Here is a 13,236-nt window from a genome sequence, read left to right on the forward strand (position 1 = left end):
CCCTGCATGTTTACCATTGAGCACGAATTCGACGCCACCGTTGTCACCTTGGTGGATGAGGGCGAATTGCCCTTGCAGGAAGACGTGATTGTCTCGGCCTTTGATGAATGCGTAACCCTGCAACAGGTTGATCCGCGCACCGATCAGGTGCGTACGATTACGTTGTCATTGGACCAAGTCCGTGACCTTGCCGCCGCCCTCGACTTGCCCGAAGGGGCTTACCAACTGGCGCGGGACCAGACGTAACCTCTTGGCATTGTGCCCCCCCCCTCAGACCCAAGGAACTGCCATGACTACAGGATTTTTCTGGGATGAACGCTGCTTCTGGCATTCCGGCGGCAATTACGCAGGGCTCTTGCCGGTGGGCGGTTTGGTGCAGCCGGGGGGCGGCCTACCCGAAAACCCCGAAACAAAGCGCCGCCTTGTGAACCTTCTCCATGTCACGGGCCTTTGGGACGAACTGGCCACACGCCACGCCCCCGCCGCGACAGAAGAAGACCTGCTGCGCGTTCACCCGCGTCACTATATCGAAAGCTTCAAAGCCAAATCGGCTGAAGGCGGCGGAGAGCTTGGCCTGCGCACTCCCTTTGGCCCCGATGGGTTCGAGATCGCCAGCCTGTCAGCAGGCTTGGCCAAGGCCGCCCTATTCGCCACCCTGAAGGGCGAGGTGGATAACGCCTACGCCCTGTCGCGCCCGCCCGGTCATCATTGCCTGCCAGATTTTCCCAACGGGTTCTGCCTTCTCGCCAACCTCGCCATCGCGATAGAGGCGGCGCAGACCCATAGGCTGACGGACCGTGTCGCCGTCATCGACTGGGACGTGCACCACGGCAATGGGACCGAGGCGATCTTCTACGACCGGGATGACGTGCTGACGATTTCACTGCACCAAGAACGCAACTACCCGCTCGATAGCGGCGACTTCGCGGATCGCGGGTCGGACGGGGGTGTGGGGTATAACCTCAACATTCCTCTGCCGCCCGGCACCGGGCACGCTGGCTATATTGAGGCGTTTGAGCGCCTTGTGATCCCGTCGCTTCACGCTTTCCAGCCCGACGCGATTGTCGTGGCTTGCGGCTATGACGCCTCGCTCGTGGATCCGTTGAGCCGAATGATTACCGGCGGCGACACCTTCCGCGCGATGACCGAAATGACCATGGAAGCCGCTGCCGATCTTTGCGATGGCCGCCTGATGATGGCCCATGAAGGCGGTTATTCCGAAGTCCACGTGCCTTTCCTTGGTCACGGCGTTCTGGAAACCATGTCGGGTAGTGACATCTACGCCGCCGATCCGTTTCAAGCGAAGTTTGAAGGCCAGCAACCGAACGCGCGGTTTAATCGCTACATCTCGACCTTGATTGCCGAGATGGCCGAAACCCTCGATCTATAACGAGCGCGGGGGTGGGCACCTTCCAGCGTGAGCGTCGTTGACTTAGCCCGCCCCCTCAGCCAATTTGCGCCGCAACGCAGCACTTCAGGGGATATACGCATGAAAAAGGTCTATGGCTCGGCAGCAGAGGCGCTGGATGGCGTCCTTTTCGACGGCATGTTGATCGCAGCGGGCGGTTTTGGCCTGTGTGGCATTCCCGAACTGCTGATCGACGGCATCGTTGCGGCGGGCACCAAGGATATCACGGTCGCCTCCAATAACGCAGGTGTGGACGGCTTTGGCCTCGGCAAATTGCTGGAGACACGCCAGATCAAAAAAATGATGTCGTCCTACGTGGGCGAAAACGCGGAATTCATGCGTCAGTACCTTTCCGGCGAGCTGGAGCTGGAGTTCAACCCCCAAGGCACCTTGGCCGAGCGGATGCGCGCCGGCGGCGCCGGCATCCCCGGTTTCTACACCAAGACTGGCGTCGGCACTGTGATTGCCGAAGGCAAAGAGGTGAAGACCTGGGGCGACCAAGATTACATCCTTGAAGAAGGCATCTTCGCCGATCTCTCTATCGTGAAGGCATGGAAAGCGGACGCCACCGGCAACGCCGTGTTCCGCAAGACCGCGCGTAACTTCAACCCTCCAGCGGCAATGTGCGGCAAGGTCTGCATCCTTGAGGTGGAAGAGATCGTGGAAACCGGCACGCTGGACGGCGACGCCATCCACCTGCCGGGTATTTACGTGCACCGGATGATCCAAGGCGAGCACGAAAAGCGGATCGAGCAACGGACGGTACGGGCGGCGTAAATGCGCGCCACACCGGGCGTCTCTGGCACATCGCCGATCGTGCCGGTGTCTGATCTGGCAACGAGCCTTGCGTTCTACACGCAACGGCTCGGCTTCACCCATGAGGTCGGGAATGCGGACTACGGCTATGGCTTGGTCCGGCGTGGGGCGCTGATGGTGGCCTTTGTAAACGCCGCAGATGAAGCGGCGCTTGCTGCGACAGCCAACAATATCTCGGCCCAGATGTGGGTGGATGATCTGGACGGCTATTGGACCGAGATTGCCCCGCGTCTGGCGGATCTCCCCGAAGGGCGCGTGCGTGCGCCGTTCGATCAAAGCTACGGCACCCGCGAATTTCACATCAAAGATCCTGACGGTTTCCTGATGCTGTTCACCCAGTTGCAGGGGGACGCATCATGACCCGTTCGCCCTACAGCGGCCTTGCGGCCCGCGCATTTTGGCGGGGCGGTGTGGCGGGGGCCTCGCCCTTTCCGGCAGGTATCTATCGCCCCAAGTTTGCCGTCACCAAAGACACCAAGGTTTTCACCGCAGGCTCTTGCTTCGCGCAGCATGTGGGCGCGGCAATGAAAGGCGCGGGCATCAACGTGATAGATGCAGAGCCCGCCCGGCGCGGCCTGCCGCCGGAGACCGCGAAACGCTTTGGCTACGGCGTCTATTCCGCGCGGTTCGGCAATATCTACACAGTGAAACAGTTCCGCCAGTTGGTTGAGGAACTGGGCGGGGCGCCCCCCGCCCTGCCGGTGTGGGAAAAGGACGGACGCTTTTGGGATGCGCAACGCCCCGGGGTGGAGCCGGAGGGGCTCGCGTCCGCGGCATTGGTGCAAGAGATGCGGGCGCAACATCTGGCCGCGCTGGCCCGCGCTCTGCAAGAGGCAGATGTGATTGTCTTCACCCTGGGCCTGACAGAGGCGTGGGAACATCGCGAATCCGGCACCGTCTACCCCACCGCGCCGGGCACCATTGCCGGCCAGTACGACCCCGACGTCTTCCGCTTTGCCAACTACGGCGTGGCCGACATCATCGAAGACTTCACCGCGCTGGAAGAGGCTTTGTCCTCGATCAACCCAGACCTGAAGTGGCTGCTGACCGTGTCGCCGGTGCCGCTCGCGGCCACGGCCTCGGGCGACCACGTGTTGCCCGCCACCGTACGCTCCAAGTCCGTGTTGCGCGTGGTATGCGATATGCTGGCCGACAGCAGCGAGCGGATAGATTACTTCCCGAGCTACGAATTGGTGACCTCGCCCGCTCATCCGCAAAGCGTCTTCGCCGACGATCTACGCTCTGTCCGGCCCGAGATCGTCGCCCAGATCATGCAATGTTTCCTATCCGCCCACAGCTTGTGCGGCGAGGAAGGCGCGGCAGCGGCTGAGGAGCCGTCTGCTGCGACCGCTACGCCTGAGGATGACGCCATCTGCGAAGATATCCTTCTGGACGCTTTTGCCCCGTCGGAGGCGAAATGACACCGCCCGTCCGCAAAGTTGCCGTGATCGGCACCTCGAACATTGGCGCGGTGAAATACGCCCAAGACCGGATTGCATCTGCCCACCCCACCCTCTCGCTGACCTGTTACGGCCTGCCCGGCGGCAAGTTTGATGGCGCTTGCACAATTGATGGCGCCTTCGGCCCGGACCGAGCCGACCACGCCGCCATGAAACTGGCCCGGCGGGTAAACGGCGCGCCGACCCTTGATCTTGCACCATTCTCCGACATCCTTGTGATTGGCGATACCCTTGGCATGCCCTCCACCCTCTGGACGGCCCTGTCCTATGACATTGCCGACTGGCCCACCCGGACGGGCCGCGATTTGCTATCGCTGCCCGCCTTGCAGGCCACCATGGACGAGGCGATTGCCACCCGCGCCGATCACTTGCGGGCGCAGTTCGGCACCCGCCCCCTGCATGTCGCCCTCGCGCCCTACCCCACAACAGCGGTCGTGCCCAAAGGCGACCATCACCAGCAACCCTATGCGTCCATGGCCAGCTACCCCCATGCCGACGCATTGCACGCTCTCTACCGCGCGGCCCTTACTCGCGCCTTGGCCGCCCGGGACATGACCTACGTGCCGCAACCTGAAGAAACTATCGCCGCCCCTTTCCTGACAAAGGAACCCTATGGGCTTGGCTCGATGGATTTCCGGGCCGAGGGCCGCTTGCTCAACGATCACCGTCACATGAACGCCGATTTCGGCGCTTCGCTTTTCAACGCCTTTGCGATAGCAATCGGCACAACACGCTAACACGCTTTCCCTTAGCCCGAAGGAGATACCCTATGTGGGACCGCAACCAGATGGCCGCACGCGCCGCGCAAGAACTTCAGGACGGCTGGTATGTGAACCTTGGCATCGGCATCCCGACGCTGGTGTCCAACTACATCCCCGATGGGATCGAGGTGACACTACAGTCTGAGAACGGGATGCTTGGCATGGGCCCCTTCCCGATTGAGGGCGAAGAAGACGCAGACCTGATCAACGCAGGCAAGCAGACGATTACGGAGCTGCCTCACACCTCTTACTTCGATAGCTCTCAGTCCTTCGGCATGATCCGGGGTGGTAAGATCGCCATGGCGATCCTCGGCGCGATGGAAGTGGCCGAGAATGGCGACCTTGCAAACTGGATGATCCCCGGCAAGCTGGTCAAAGGCATGGGCGGTGCAATGGACCTTGTTGCAGGCGTGGGCCGGGTCGTTGTGGTGATGGACCACACCAACAAACACGGCGACAGCAAGGTACTGCGCGAGTGCACCCTTCCGCTGACCGGCAAAAGCGTTGTGGACCGGATCATCACCAATCTCGGCGTGCTGGATGTGGTCGAGGGCGGGTTAAAGATCGTTGAAACCGCCGAAGGCGTCACTGAAGACGAGCTGCGTGCCGCGACGCAGGCCACCATTGTCTGAACCTCGCAGCCCCCAAGGCACACTGACCCTGCAAACCGTCCCCATGCCCGGCGATACCAACGCGGGCGGGGACGTATTTGGCGGCTGGGTCGTGAGCCAGATGGACATCGCCGCCGGCACCACCGCCATTGACCGCGCCCAAGGCCGTTGCGCCACCGTCGCGATTGAGGCGCTGCGCTTCCACGCACCGGTTTTGGTGGGGGATCTCTTCTCGGTCTACACGCAGATCACCGCGACGGGCCGCACCTCGGTGACCATGCATATTGAGGCTTGGGTTCGCCGTCAGCGCACGAGTGAGAAAATCCTCGTGACCGAGGGCGACTTTACCTTTGTGGCGATCGCTGAATCCGGCGTGACCCGGCCTCTGCCGCCCGAAGCCTAGTTCATCATCTGGAAAACGCAGCCGTCCGACACCAGATCGGGCGGCGTATTGCACAGGCCCCTTGCCATCGCCCAAGCGGACAGGACACGGGGCACGTAGGTGCGGGTCTCATCATACTCGGGCACGCCGCCCGCGCGTGTGACCGCGCCTTCACCCGCGTTATAGGCGGCCAGCACCAGAATCGGGTCTCGGTCGAAGGTTTCCATGAGCCAATCCAAGTAGGCCACACCCCCTGCAATGTTCTGCGCCGGGTCCATGGCGTCAGTGACGCCAAAGCGTTCAGCCGTGGCGGGGATTAACTGCATTAACCCCTGCGCACCCGCGCTGCTTTCCGCATCCACGCGCCCGGCGCTTTCTGCGGCGATGACCGCCAGCGCAAAAGCAGGAGAGACCTGCGTGCCAATGGTGGCGGCCAAAATCTCTCGTCCGTGGCTGGCGGCAATCCGGCTGACCGTATCAAGACGCGGCGCGCCAAGACCGCTGGCCTCGGGGGCTTGGGCCAAATGCTCCTGCGCGGCCCAGAAACGCGCGGGATCGGCAGGCATCTGGCTTGGCACCGCGGCCCAGAACCACGCCGATGCCCCATCAGATGCGGGCGCGACCACAGCGGCCACCTCGTCCAAAGCGGGCACTACCGCCACCGGAGCGCCCTGCCGCACCATATCTTCTTCGGTGATCTGAATATTAATGCGCGGGCCCGTTTGCCCGGCTTCCGGGGCGCGGACAAAGCGAATTCCGCTTTCTTGCGCGATGGCAGAATTGCCCAAAAGGACCGCAAAAGCGGTCGTCCACACTATCCGATTGATCATGGATCACCTGTAAAACTGCTCAAAACGCCTTGTTTTACTGGTCTTCGCCAGTTGTCAGAGCGCCAATTCCTGAATCATGCCCCAAACAGGTGCCTTAAAACAACCCGGCAGATTTCTCATAAATTGCGCACACACGCCCCATTCCCGCCCCGATTAACCATCAAACAGTATTCATCCCAAGGGCAGCGGCCCACACGGGAACCGCAACCTGGAACTGAACAACTTTTATCAAATTGGAGCCTACCATGACTAACTTCATCAAAAACTTCGCAGCAGACGAATCCGGCGCCGTGACCGTTGACTGGGTCGTTCTGACCGCTGCTCTCGTTGGCCTCGGCCTGGCCGTCATGGCCGTTGTGTCCAACGGTGTTGAGGATCTGTCCGACAACATCTCCGCCGACCTGACAGCCACCGACCCATCCGCCAACATCTTCGCGACCAACGCTGCCGCGATTGCTGGCAACGACTAATTTCAGCATCTACTGCTGATCTACGTAACCGTCGCGCTCCCCCAGAGCGCGGCGGTTTTCGTTTGAAGGGCGGTCTTTGTTCAAGGACCGCTTTCGTTTGTTGAGCTGCCACGTTCAGAAGCCCGCGTAGGATTCGTTGGCGACGAGCGGCGCGAGGTTGGCCCCAAACAGGTGCCTTAAAACAACCCGGCAGATTTCTCATAAATTGCGCACACACGCCCCATTCCCGCCCCGATTAACCATCAAACAGTATTCATCCCAAGGGCAGCGGCCCACACGGGAACCGCAACCTGGAACTGAACAACTTTTATCAAATTGGAGCCTACCATGACTAACTTCATCAAAAACTTCGCAGCAGACGAATCCGGCGCCGTGACCGTTGACTGGGTCGTTCTGACCGCTGCTCTCGTTGGCCTCGGCCTGGCCGTCATGGCCGTTGTGTCCAACGGTGTTGAGGATCTGTCCGACAACATCTCCGCCGACCTGACAGCCACCGACCCATCCGCCAACATCTTCGCGACCAACGCTGCCGCGATTGCTGGCAACGACTAATTTCAGCATCTACTGCTGATCTACGTAACCGTCGCGCTCCCCCAGAGCGCGGCGGTTTTCGTTTGAAGGGCGGTCTTTGTTCAAGGACCGCTTTCGTTTGTTGAGCTGCCACGTTCAGAAGCCCGCGTAGGATTCGTTGGCGACGAGCGGCGCGAGGTTGGCCCCAAACAGGTGCCTTAAAACAACCCGGCAGATTTCTCATAAATTGCGCACACACGCCCCATTCCCGCCCCGATTAACCATCAAACAGTATTCATCCCAAGGGCAGCGGCCCACAACGGGAACCGCAACCTGGAACTGAACAACTTTTATCAAATTGGAGCCTACCATGACTAACTTCATCAAAAACTTCGCAGCAGACGAATCCGGCGCCGTGACCGTTGACTGGGTCGTTCTGACCGCTGCTCTCGTTGGCCTCGGCCTGGCCGTCATGGCCGTTGTGTCCAACGGTGTTGAAGATCTGTCCAACGACATCTCCGCCGACCTGACTGCAACCGACCCATCCGCCAACATCTTCGCGACCAACGCTGCCGCGATTGCTGGCAACGACTAATTTCAGCATCTACTGCTGATCTACGTAACCGTCGCGCTCCCCCAGAGCGCGGCGGTTTTCGTTTGGGCGGCGCCTACCCCCGCTCGAAACATCCGAAACATCGACTAAAGCCTTAGGGAAACGGGCGTTCGCGAACGAACCCCTGCCACATTCTTGCCCCCAGTTTCCCGCCAAACATTCCCTGCGCTCATCGAAAAGCGCCGGTGCAGAACGCGCCTCGGTCCTTCCTTCTGAAGGGATCGGCAACTTTCTCACTGACAAAATGGGAGTTCCTATTATGGCTCTGTCGCACATCACGAATTTCGCCCTCAATGAATCTGGCGCCGTCACGGTTGACTGGGTTGTCCTGACCGCCGCCCTCGTGGGCCTTGGTTTGGCTGTCATGTCTGTCGTCTCGGGCGGTGTTGAAAACCTCTCCACCGATATTGGCCAAGGCCTGACGGACACAGATCCGCTGACCGATCCATTCGCCAACAACACGACGTTCACTGAAACTGAATAATGCGCGCCTCGCCCGCCTCGGGTGCCCTTCGGGGCAATCCCGAGGTCGGCCAGGTCAGCGCCAAGGGCCAAAGTGGCCGCGCCACGGTCATTCCGTAACGCCACCATGTTTTCGCCCGATTCCTGCGCAACAAACGCAGGGTGTAGCCAGCTTTGTTGCCGGGATTGTCCCGGCACGGGCAGTTAAATTACGAGGTGGGCAACATGCGTATCGTTTTCATACTAGTCCTTGCCGTTGGCGTCGGCTTGGCCGGCTTTGCCGTTTCAATCGCCAAAGATCGTTTTGACCAATATCAGACCGCGCTGGCCGAACAGCGCGATGCAATCCTTCCCACCGTCGAGGTGGTCGTGGTCAACAGGCAGCTCCGCTACGGAGAGCGTCTGACCCCTGAGGATGTTCAACTTATCCGTTGGCCGGCCGAGCACGTCCCCTTCGGCGCGTTCACGTCCATGGAAGACCTGTTTCCCGCAGACGGGGACGAGCCGCGCACCGTCATTCGGATGATGGAACAGCACGAGCCGATCCTTCTGGCCAAAGTCACCGCCCCCGGTGAAGACGCGGGCGTTGCCTCGCGTTTGGAAGAGGGAATGCGCGCCATTGCGTTGCGTGTCGATGTGAACTCCGGCGTGTCCGGCTTCCTGCGTCCCGGTGACCGCGTCGACGTCTACTGGACGGGCCCTGGCCGCAACGGCGATACGGTAACGCGTCTGATCCGGGCCAACGTGCAGTTGATCGCAATCGACCAGATTGCCGATGAACAGCGCAACAGCCCGACCATTGCGCGGACCATTACCGTCACGGCGCGTCCTGAAGATGTGGCCGCTTTGACGCAAGCCCAAGGCTCCGGCTCTTTGACGCTGGCGCTGGTTGGCGTGAACGATGACACCGAGCAAGGCGAAGTCGAAGTTTCGACCTCTGCGCTTCTGGGTGAGGTCGAGGTCGTGGCCTCTGACGGACCTCGTGTTTGCACCGTTCGCAACCGTCGCGGCGCTGAAGTTGTCATCACTCAGGTTCCCTGCGTGAACTGAGGCTACACACTTTATCCACAGCCCACCAAGGCGCCCCGGCTTCCCGCCGCGGGCGCCTTCTTTCATGTGGATAAATCGCAACCGTTGTGGATATGGCACATGAACTTCACGCCACAACGCCATGATTCTTGCGTGAAAAGAGTAAATGAGGCATGTTGCTCTAAAGGGCGGCCATTTGGACAACGCCTTACACCGTGGCATAGAGGCAGGTCACAATGAGTATGACTGGTATTTTGCGCGCGTGCCTTCTGGGTGCGGCAACACTTCTTATTCAACCAATTCCCTCAGCTCAGGCCCAAGGCCTGCGTGTTGTAGAGGGCGAAAGCACCGGTACCCTACGGGTGCCGATGAACCGCGCGGTCGTTGTTGAGGCAGAGATGCTCTTTGCAGAGCTTTCCGTCGCCAACCCGGCAATTGCGGATATCGCAACACTTTCTGAACGCTCCATCTACGTTCTGGGCCGTGCGCCCGGGCGGACGACGATGACGCTGCTGGGGGCCGACGGTTCCCTCATCGCCAACGTCGAAATTCAGGTCGTCCCCGATGTGGCCGAACTGCGCGAGCGTCTGCGTGAAATCCTTCCCGGCGACGCCGTCGAGGTACGCACCGCCAACGACGGCATCGTCCTGTCGGGCACTGTCGGATCTTCTTTTGCCGTCGATCGCGCCATGGAATTGGCCGAGCGTTATGCGCCGGGCCGAGTGTCCAACCTGATGATGGTGGGCGGACAGCAACAGGTGATGTTGCAGGTACGCTTTGCCGAAATGCAGCGCACCGTGCGGCAAGAATTGTCAGCCTCCCTCGGGATCGGCGGCTCCACTTCTGATGCTGGCATGACCCTCGGCACTGGCAGCGCCAGTGGTCCCACAAGCTTCGGCGCGTCCGATATCGGCTCGGGCTTAAGTGGCCGTACCGGCGGGCTTGGCGTCAGTTTCTCGGCGGGCGGTTTGCAACTGTCGGTTCTTCTGGAAGCCCTTGAATCGAATGGTCTCGTGCGCACGTTGGCCGAACCGAACCTGACGGCGCTTTCCGGTGCGACGGCCTCGTTCCTTGCGGGCGGTGAATATCCGGTGCCCACGGAATCGGAATCGGGCGGCACGACGATTGAATTCAAACCTTTCGGCGTCCAGCTGGCCTTCACCCCCACCGTTGTCACTGACGGGATCATCAACCTTGCGCTGAACGCCGAGATCTCTTCGATCGGTGAGATCATCGCCGCCACCGGCGCCCCTGCGGTCAACACCCGCTCGGCCACGACCACGGTGGAAATGCGTGACGGTGACAGCTTTGCCATTGCGGGCCTGTTGCAAGATGACTTCCGCAGCTCGGTTGGTGCAGTGCCGTGGCTCAGCGATCTTCCGGTTCTTGGGCCGCTGTTCCGGTCCTCGTCCTATCAGCGAGAGCAATCGGAGCTGGTGATTATCGTCACCGCGCATCTGGTTAGCCCGGTCAACGGTGAGGCTCTGGCCTTGCCCACCGACCGTGTTCGTATCCCGACCGAAAGCGAGTTGTTCTTTGGCGGTCACGTCGAAGGCCGAGGCCCCGCCCCCGGCACCGCGGCAGGAGAGGTCGCTCAACAAGACTTCTCCGGCTCTTACGGCTACGTGTTGGATTGAGAGGGACTTGACCATGACACATCAACGCCACTCCCGCCGTGCTGTTCTTGCGACGCTGGGGTCCACTTTGGCCCTGACGGCTTGCGGATCACTTACCGTTGAAACCGGGCGGCCCCTTGGGGCGCATCTGGATGAAAACGGCACGTTCGGCCAACCCACCCGCAACAATATCGGCGTGCACAACGGCGATATCCAGTGGGCCGAGATCCTGGGCGAACGCTTCGCCAATACCGTGCCCACAACGATCAACTTTGCCTTTAATTCGGCTGAATTGGACGCGGAAGCACGCAATATTCTGAACCAACAGGCTGCGTTCATCCGCAACTTCCCTGAAGTACGATTCTCGGTCTATGGGCACACCGATGCGGTCGGTTCCAACGGGTACAACCAGCGCCTTGGACGTCGCCGGGCGCGGGCTGCCGTGAACTATCTGGTCAGCCAGGGCATCAGCCGCAGCCGCTTGCAAGCCCTTGTTTCCTTGGGTGAAAGCCAGCCAATCGTGGCGACGGACGGTGAAGAACGCCGCAACCGTCGCACGGTGACAGAGGTGACTGGCTTCCTGGAAAACGACCCCCTCGTCCTGGATGGTCGCTACGCTGAAATCATCTACCGCACCTATCGTTCTGGCAGCGTAAGCGCGGGAGATGCAGGTGGCGGCGGTGCGGCGGCTGAATAGCTAAGGCCAGTCTACGCCGGGCAACTTGCTGAATTTAAGAACAAAAACCGCGTCGAGCCCCCGCTCGGCGCGGTTTTTCGTTTGGAGACAAACCAGTGAAAGCCCGCGAATTGTAAACGTATTCCCTCATTTGTGTCCCATTCCTGCCGCTTTCTGCGGTCAAGTTCATCCTCGAGAAGGTCCCATGTGCCGAATGTGCAGCGGACCCGATGGAATCACGGACGGCGTGTACGAGCAGATAAAAACGCCCCGTGAATAGCAACGACCCGGGAAGCCCGGGCAGATGTGGGATTTGAGGAATGAGTAGCGGATTGGCATTACACTCTGAACCAGCGCCTATTGTGGCGTGCACGGTTTCGAGCAAGGTTCATCACTTCGGTCTTCTGATCGAAGACATGGAAAAAGAGCTTGGCGAAGCATGGGGTGACCTGGGCTTTGACGAGGCCCGCGATTTTCTTAATGCGTTGGACAAAGGCACGCTGGAGTTCATCGCTCTTGCTGTGCGCGAGGAAGATGAAGCGGACCTTGGCCGCGTGGGAGAGGTTATTCACGCCGCCCGCGCCAAAGATGTCGCCGTGATCTTGATCCCCGAAAACCTTTCAACCGCTGGCCTGCGCGAATTGCTGCGCCTTGGCGCGGATGATTTCGTCCCCTACCCTCTGGCCGAAGGCGCTTTGCATGACGCGATCGAAAAGATCGCCAACGCAAAACGTCCGCCCGAACCCGCCCCCATTGCCGAGGTTCCCGCCCCCGCCGCCCCAACGGCGGCCACTGGTCAGCGCATGGATGGGCAATCCGCCATTTTCGCCGTGCAAAATCTTGCAGGCGGCACCGGCGCGACAACGCTTGCGGTGAACATGGCGTGGGAATTGGCCCATGCCGACAAGAAAAACCCGCCGTCTGTCTGTGTGTTGGACTTTGATCTGCAACACGGCTCTGTCGCGACCTATCTGGATCTGCCGCGCCGTCAAATCGTGCTGGAACTGTTGCAGGATGCAGCGTCGATGGACAACGACGGCTTCAAGCAGGCGCTTGTGACGTATCAAGAAAAGCTGGCTGTTTTCACCACCCCGGCCGAGATTGTTCCCCTGGACCTGATCGGCCCTGACGAGGTGAACGCGGTGATCGATCTTGCCGCGCAGTCCTTTGACATCGTTGTCGTTGATATGCCTCAGACGATGGTGATGTGGACGGAAACCGTGCTGGACCGGGCGGACGTATATTTCACCACGATGGAGCTGGACCTGCGTTCAGCCCAAAACGCCATGCGTTTCATCGAGGCGTGCAAATCCGAAGGGCTGCCGCTGGACAAGATGCACTACGTCTTGAACCGCGCGCCGGGCATGACCGATTTGAATGGCAAAAACCGCATGAAGAAGATGGCCGATAGTCTTGGTGTGAAGTTCTCCACCCTGCTCCCCGAAGGGGGCAAGGCCGTCATGCAGGCGGGCGACAACGGCGAAACATTGGCCGAAGCCGCGAAGAAAAACCCCCTGCGCAAGGAAATCATGAAGCTAACCGACGGGCTTTACAAAGCCATGGCGACCGGCGCGAAAGCGAAGGGGTAAGGC

General features: G+C 60.5%; 17 protein-coding genes. 16 read left to right on the plus strand and 1 reads right to left on the minus strand.

The window, feature by feature from the left end; all coding sequences use genetic code 11:
- Positions 1 to 6: 6 nt before the first annotated feature.
- The 8 genes from K3728_15535 (at position 7) to K3728_15570 (ending at position 5,459) form a co-directional block, all read left to right on the plus strand.
- Positions 7 to 246: a hypothetical protein gene (locus K3728_15535; protein ID UWQ95083.1), complete on the plus strand. Its 240-nt coding sequence runs from the start codon at positions 7 to 9 to the stop codon at positions 244 to 246.
- Between the two features lie 43 nt (positions 247 to 289).
- Positions 290 to 1,390 (plus strand): class II histone deacetylase, encoded by a 1,101-nt coding sequence (locus K3728_15540; GenBank protein UWQ95084.1) that lies wholly within the window; start codon positions 290 to 292, stop codon positions 1,388 to 1,390.
- Between the two features lie 99 nt (positions 1,391 to 1,489).
- Positions 1,490 to 2,185 carry a CoA transferase subunit A gene (locus tag K3728_15545; GenBank protein ID UWQ95085.1) on the plus strand — a complete coding sequence of 232 codons (696 nt, stop codon included), beginning with the start codon at positions 1,490 to 1,492 and terminating at the stop codon, positions 2,183 to 2,185.
- Positions 2,186 to 2,584: a VOC family protein gene (locus K3728_15550; GenBank protein ID UWQ95086.1), complete on the plus strand. Its 399-nt coding sequence runs from the start codon at positions 2,186 to 2,188 to the stop codon at positions 2,582 to 2,584. It abuts the gene before it with no gap.
- On the plus strand, positions 2,581 to 3,645 hold the full coding sequence (locus K3728_15555) for a GSCFA domain-containing protein (protein UWQ95087.1): 1,065 nt from the start codon (positions 2,581 to 2,583) through the stop codon (positions 3,643 to 3,645). The genes K3728_15550 and K3728_15555 overlap by 4 nt, the downstream gene beginning before the upstream one ends.
- Positions 3,642 to 4,421, plus strand: coding sequence for a hypothetical protein (locus tag K3728_15560; GenBank protein ID UWQ95088.1), 780 nt, complete (start codon positions 3,642 to 3,644; stop codon positions 4,419 to 4,421). The genes K3728_15555 and K3728_15560 overlap by 4 nt, the downstream gene beginning before the upstream one ends.
- Positions 4,422 to 4,453: 32 nt before the next feature.
- Entirely contained in the window at positions 4,454 to 5,077 is a 624-nt protein-coding gene (locus tag K3728_15565; protein UWQ95089.1) for a 3-oxoacid CoA-transferase subunit B, read from the plus strand.
- Positions 5,078 to 5,120: 43 nt separating this feature from the next.
- The gene (locus tag K3728_15570; protein UWQ97587.1) at positions 5,121 to 5,459 is read left to right on the plus strand and encodes an acyl-CoA thioesterase; all 339 of its coding nucleotides are present in this window, start codon (positions 5,121 to 5,123) and stop codon (positions 5,457 to 5,459) included.
- Here the strand turns inward: K3728_15570 and K3728_15575 are convergent.
- The gene (locus K3728_15575) at positions 5,456 to 6,268 is read right to left on the minus strand and encodes a lytic transglycosylase domain-containing protein (protein UWQ95090.1); all 813 of its coding nucleotides are present in this window, start codon (positions 6,266 to 6,268) and stop codon (positions 5,456 to 5,458) included. The genes K3728_15570 and K3728_15575 overlap by 4 nt on opposite strands.
- Positions 6,269 to 6,513: 245 nt before the next feature.
- Here K3728_15575 and K3728_15580 point away from each other — a divergent pair, with 245 nt between their 5' ends.
- The 8 genes from K3728_15580 to K3728_15615 all read left to right on the plus strand — a co-directional run bounded on the left by K3728_15580 (position 6,514) and on the right by K3728_15615 (position 13,233).
- Positions 6,514 to 6,738, plus strand: coding sequence for a hypothetical protein (locus tag K3728_15580; protein UWQ95091.1), 225 nt, complete (start codon positions 6,514 to 6,516; stop codon positions 6,736 to 6,738).
- A 327-nt stretch (positions 6,739 to 7,065) separates the two neighbouring features.
- The gene (locus K3728_15585; GenBank protein ID UWQ95092.1) at positions 7,066 to 7,290 is read left to right on the plus strand and encodes a hypothetical protein; all 225 of its coding nucleotides are present in this window, start codon (positions 7,066 to 7,068) and stop codon (positions 7,288 to 7,290) included.
- A 328-nt stretch (positions 7,291 to 7,618) separates the two neighbouring features.
- Positions 7,619 to 7,843 (plus strand): hypothetical protein, encoded by a 225-nt coding sequence (locus K3728_15590; GenBank protein ID UWQ95093.1) that lies wholly within the window; start codon positions 7,619 to 7,621, stop codon positions 7,841 to 7,843.
- Positions 7,844 to 8,120: 277 nt separating this feature from the next.
- Positions 8,121 to 8,345, plus strand: coding sequence for a hypothetical protein (locus K3728_15595; protein UWQ95094.1), 225 nt, complete (start codon positions 8,121 to 8,123; stop codon positions 8,343 to 8,345).
- Between the two features lie 203 nt (positions 8,346 to 8,548).
- Positions 8,549 to 9,373 (plus strand): Flp pilus assembly protein CpaB, encoded by an 825-nt coding sequence (gene cpaB, locus K3728_15600; GenBank protein UWQ95095.1) that lies wholly within the window; start codon positions 8,549 to 8,551, stop codon positions 9,371 to 9,373.
- A 215-nt stretch (positions 9,374 to 9,588) separates the two neighbouring features.
- Entirely contained in the window at positions 9,589 to 10,989 is a 1,401-nt protein-coding gene (locus K3728_15605; protein ID UWQ95096.1) for a type II and III secretion system protein family protein, read from the plus strand.
- A gap of 13 nt (positions 10,990 to 11,002) precedes the next feature.
- Positions 11,003 to 11,665, plus strand: a complete 663-nt coding sequence (locus tag K3728_15610) for an OmpA family protein (GenBank protein ID UWQ95097.1) — start codon at positions 11,003 to 11,005, stop codon at positions 11,663 to 11,665.
- Between the two features lie 299 nt (positions 11,666 to 11,964).
- Positions 11,965 to 13,233, plus strand: coding sequence for an AAA family ATPase (locus K3728_15615; protein ID UWQ95098.1), 1,269 nt, complete (start codon positions 11,965 to 11,967; stop codon positions 13,231 to 13,233).
- Positions 13,234 to 13,236 lie beyond the last annotated feature (3 nt).

It is taken from the genome of Rhodobacteraceae bacterium M385 (genome assembly GCA_025141835.1).
Classification (GTDB): domain Bacteria; phylum Pseudomonadota; class Alphaproteobacteria; order Rhodobacterales; family Rhodobacteraceae; genus Gymnodinialimonas.

Excerpts from the sequence above, each read along its gene's own strand:
- K3728_15535 (UWQ95083.1), top strand. The coding sequence starts at position 7 with ATGTTTACCATTGAGCACGAATTCGACGCCACCGTTGTCACCTTGGTG.
- K3728_15540 (UWQ95084.1), top strand. The coding sequence starts at position 290 with ATGACTACAGGATTTTTCTGGGATGAACGCTGCTTCTGGCATTCCGGC.
- K3728_15545 (UWQ95085.1), top strand. The coding sequence starts at position 1,490 with ATGAAAAAGGTCTATGGCTCGGCAGCAGAGGCGCTGGATGGCGTCCTT.
- K3728_15550 (UWQ95086.1), top strand. The coding sequence starts at position 2,186 with ATGCGCGCCACACCGGGCGTCTCTGGCACATCGCCGATCGTGCCGGTG.
- K3728_15555 (UWQ95087.1), top strand. The coding sequence starts at position 2,581 with ATGACCCGTTCGCCCTACAGCGGCCTTGCGGCCCGCGCATTTTGGCGG.
- K3728_15560 (UWQ95088.1), top strand. The coding sequence starts at position 3,642 with ATGACACCGCCCGTCCGCAAAGTTGCCGTGATCGGCACCTCGAACATT.
- K3728_15565 (UWQ95089.1), top strand. The coding sequence starts at position 4,454 with ATGTGGGACCGCAACCAGATGGCCGCACGCGCCGCGCAAGAACTTCAG.
- K3728_15570 (UWQ97587.1), top strand. The coding sequence starts at position 5,121 with ATGCCCGGCGATACCAACGCGGGCGGGGACGTATTTGGCGGCTGGGTC.
- K3728_15575 (UWQ95090.1), bottom strand. The coding sequence starts at position 6,268 with ATGATCAATCGGATAGTGTGGACGACCGCTTTTGCGGTCCTTTTGGGC.
- K3728_15580 (UWQ95091.1), top strand. The coding sequence starts at position 6,514 with ATGACTAACTTCATCAAAAACTTCGCAGCAGACGAATCCGGCGCCGTG.
- K3728_15585 (UWQ95092.1), top strand. The coding sequence starts at position 7,066 with ATGACTAACTTCATCAAAAACTTCGCAGCAGACGAATCCGGCGCCGTG.
- K3728_15590 (UWQ95093.1), top strand. The coding sequence starts at position 7,619 with ATGACTAACTTCATCAAAAACTTCGCAGCAGACGAATCCGGCGCCGTG.
- K3728_15595 (UWQ95094.1), top strand. The coding sequence starts at position 8,121 with ATGGCTCTGTCGCACATCACGAATTTCGCCCTCAATGAATCTGGCGCC.
- cpaB (UWQ95095.1), top strand. The coding sequence starts at position 8,549 with ATGCGTATCGTTTTCATACTAGTCCTTGCCGTTGGCGTCGGCTTGGCC.
- K3728_15605 (UWQ95096.1), top strand. The coding sequence starts at position 9,589 with ATGAGTATGACTGGTATTTTGCGCGCGTGCCTTCTGGGTGCGGCAACA.
- K3728_15610 (UWQ95097.1), top strand. The coding sequence starts at position 11,003 with ATGACACATCAACGCCACTCCCGCCGTGCTGTTCTTGCGACGCTGGGG.
- K3728_15615 (UWQ95098.1), top strand. The coding sequence starts at position 11,965 with ATGAGTAGCGGATTGGCATTACACTCTGAACCAGCGCCTATTGTGGCG.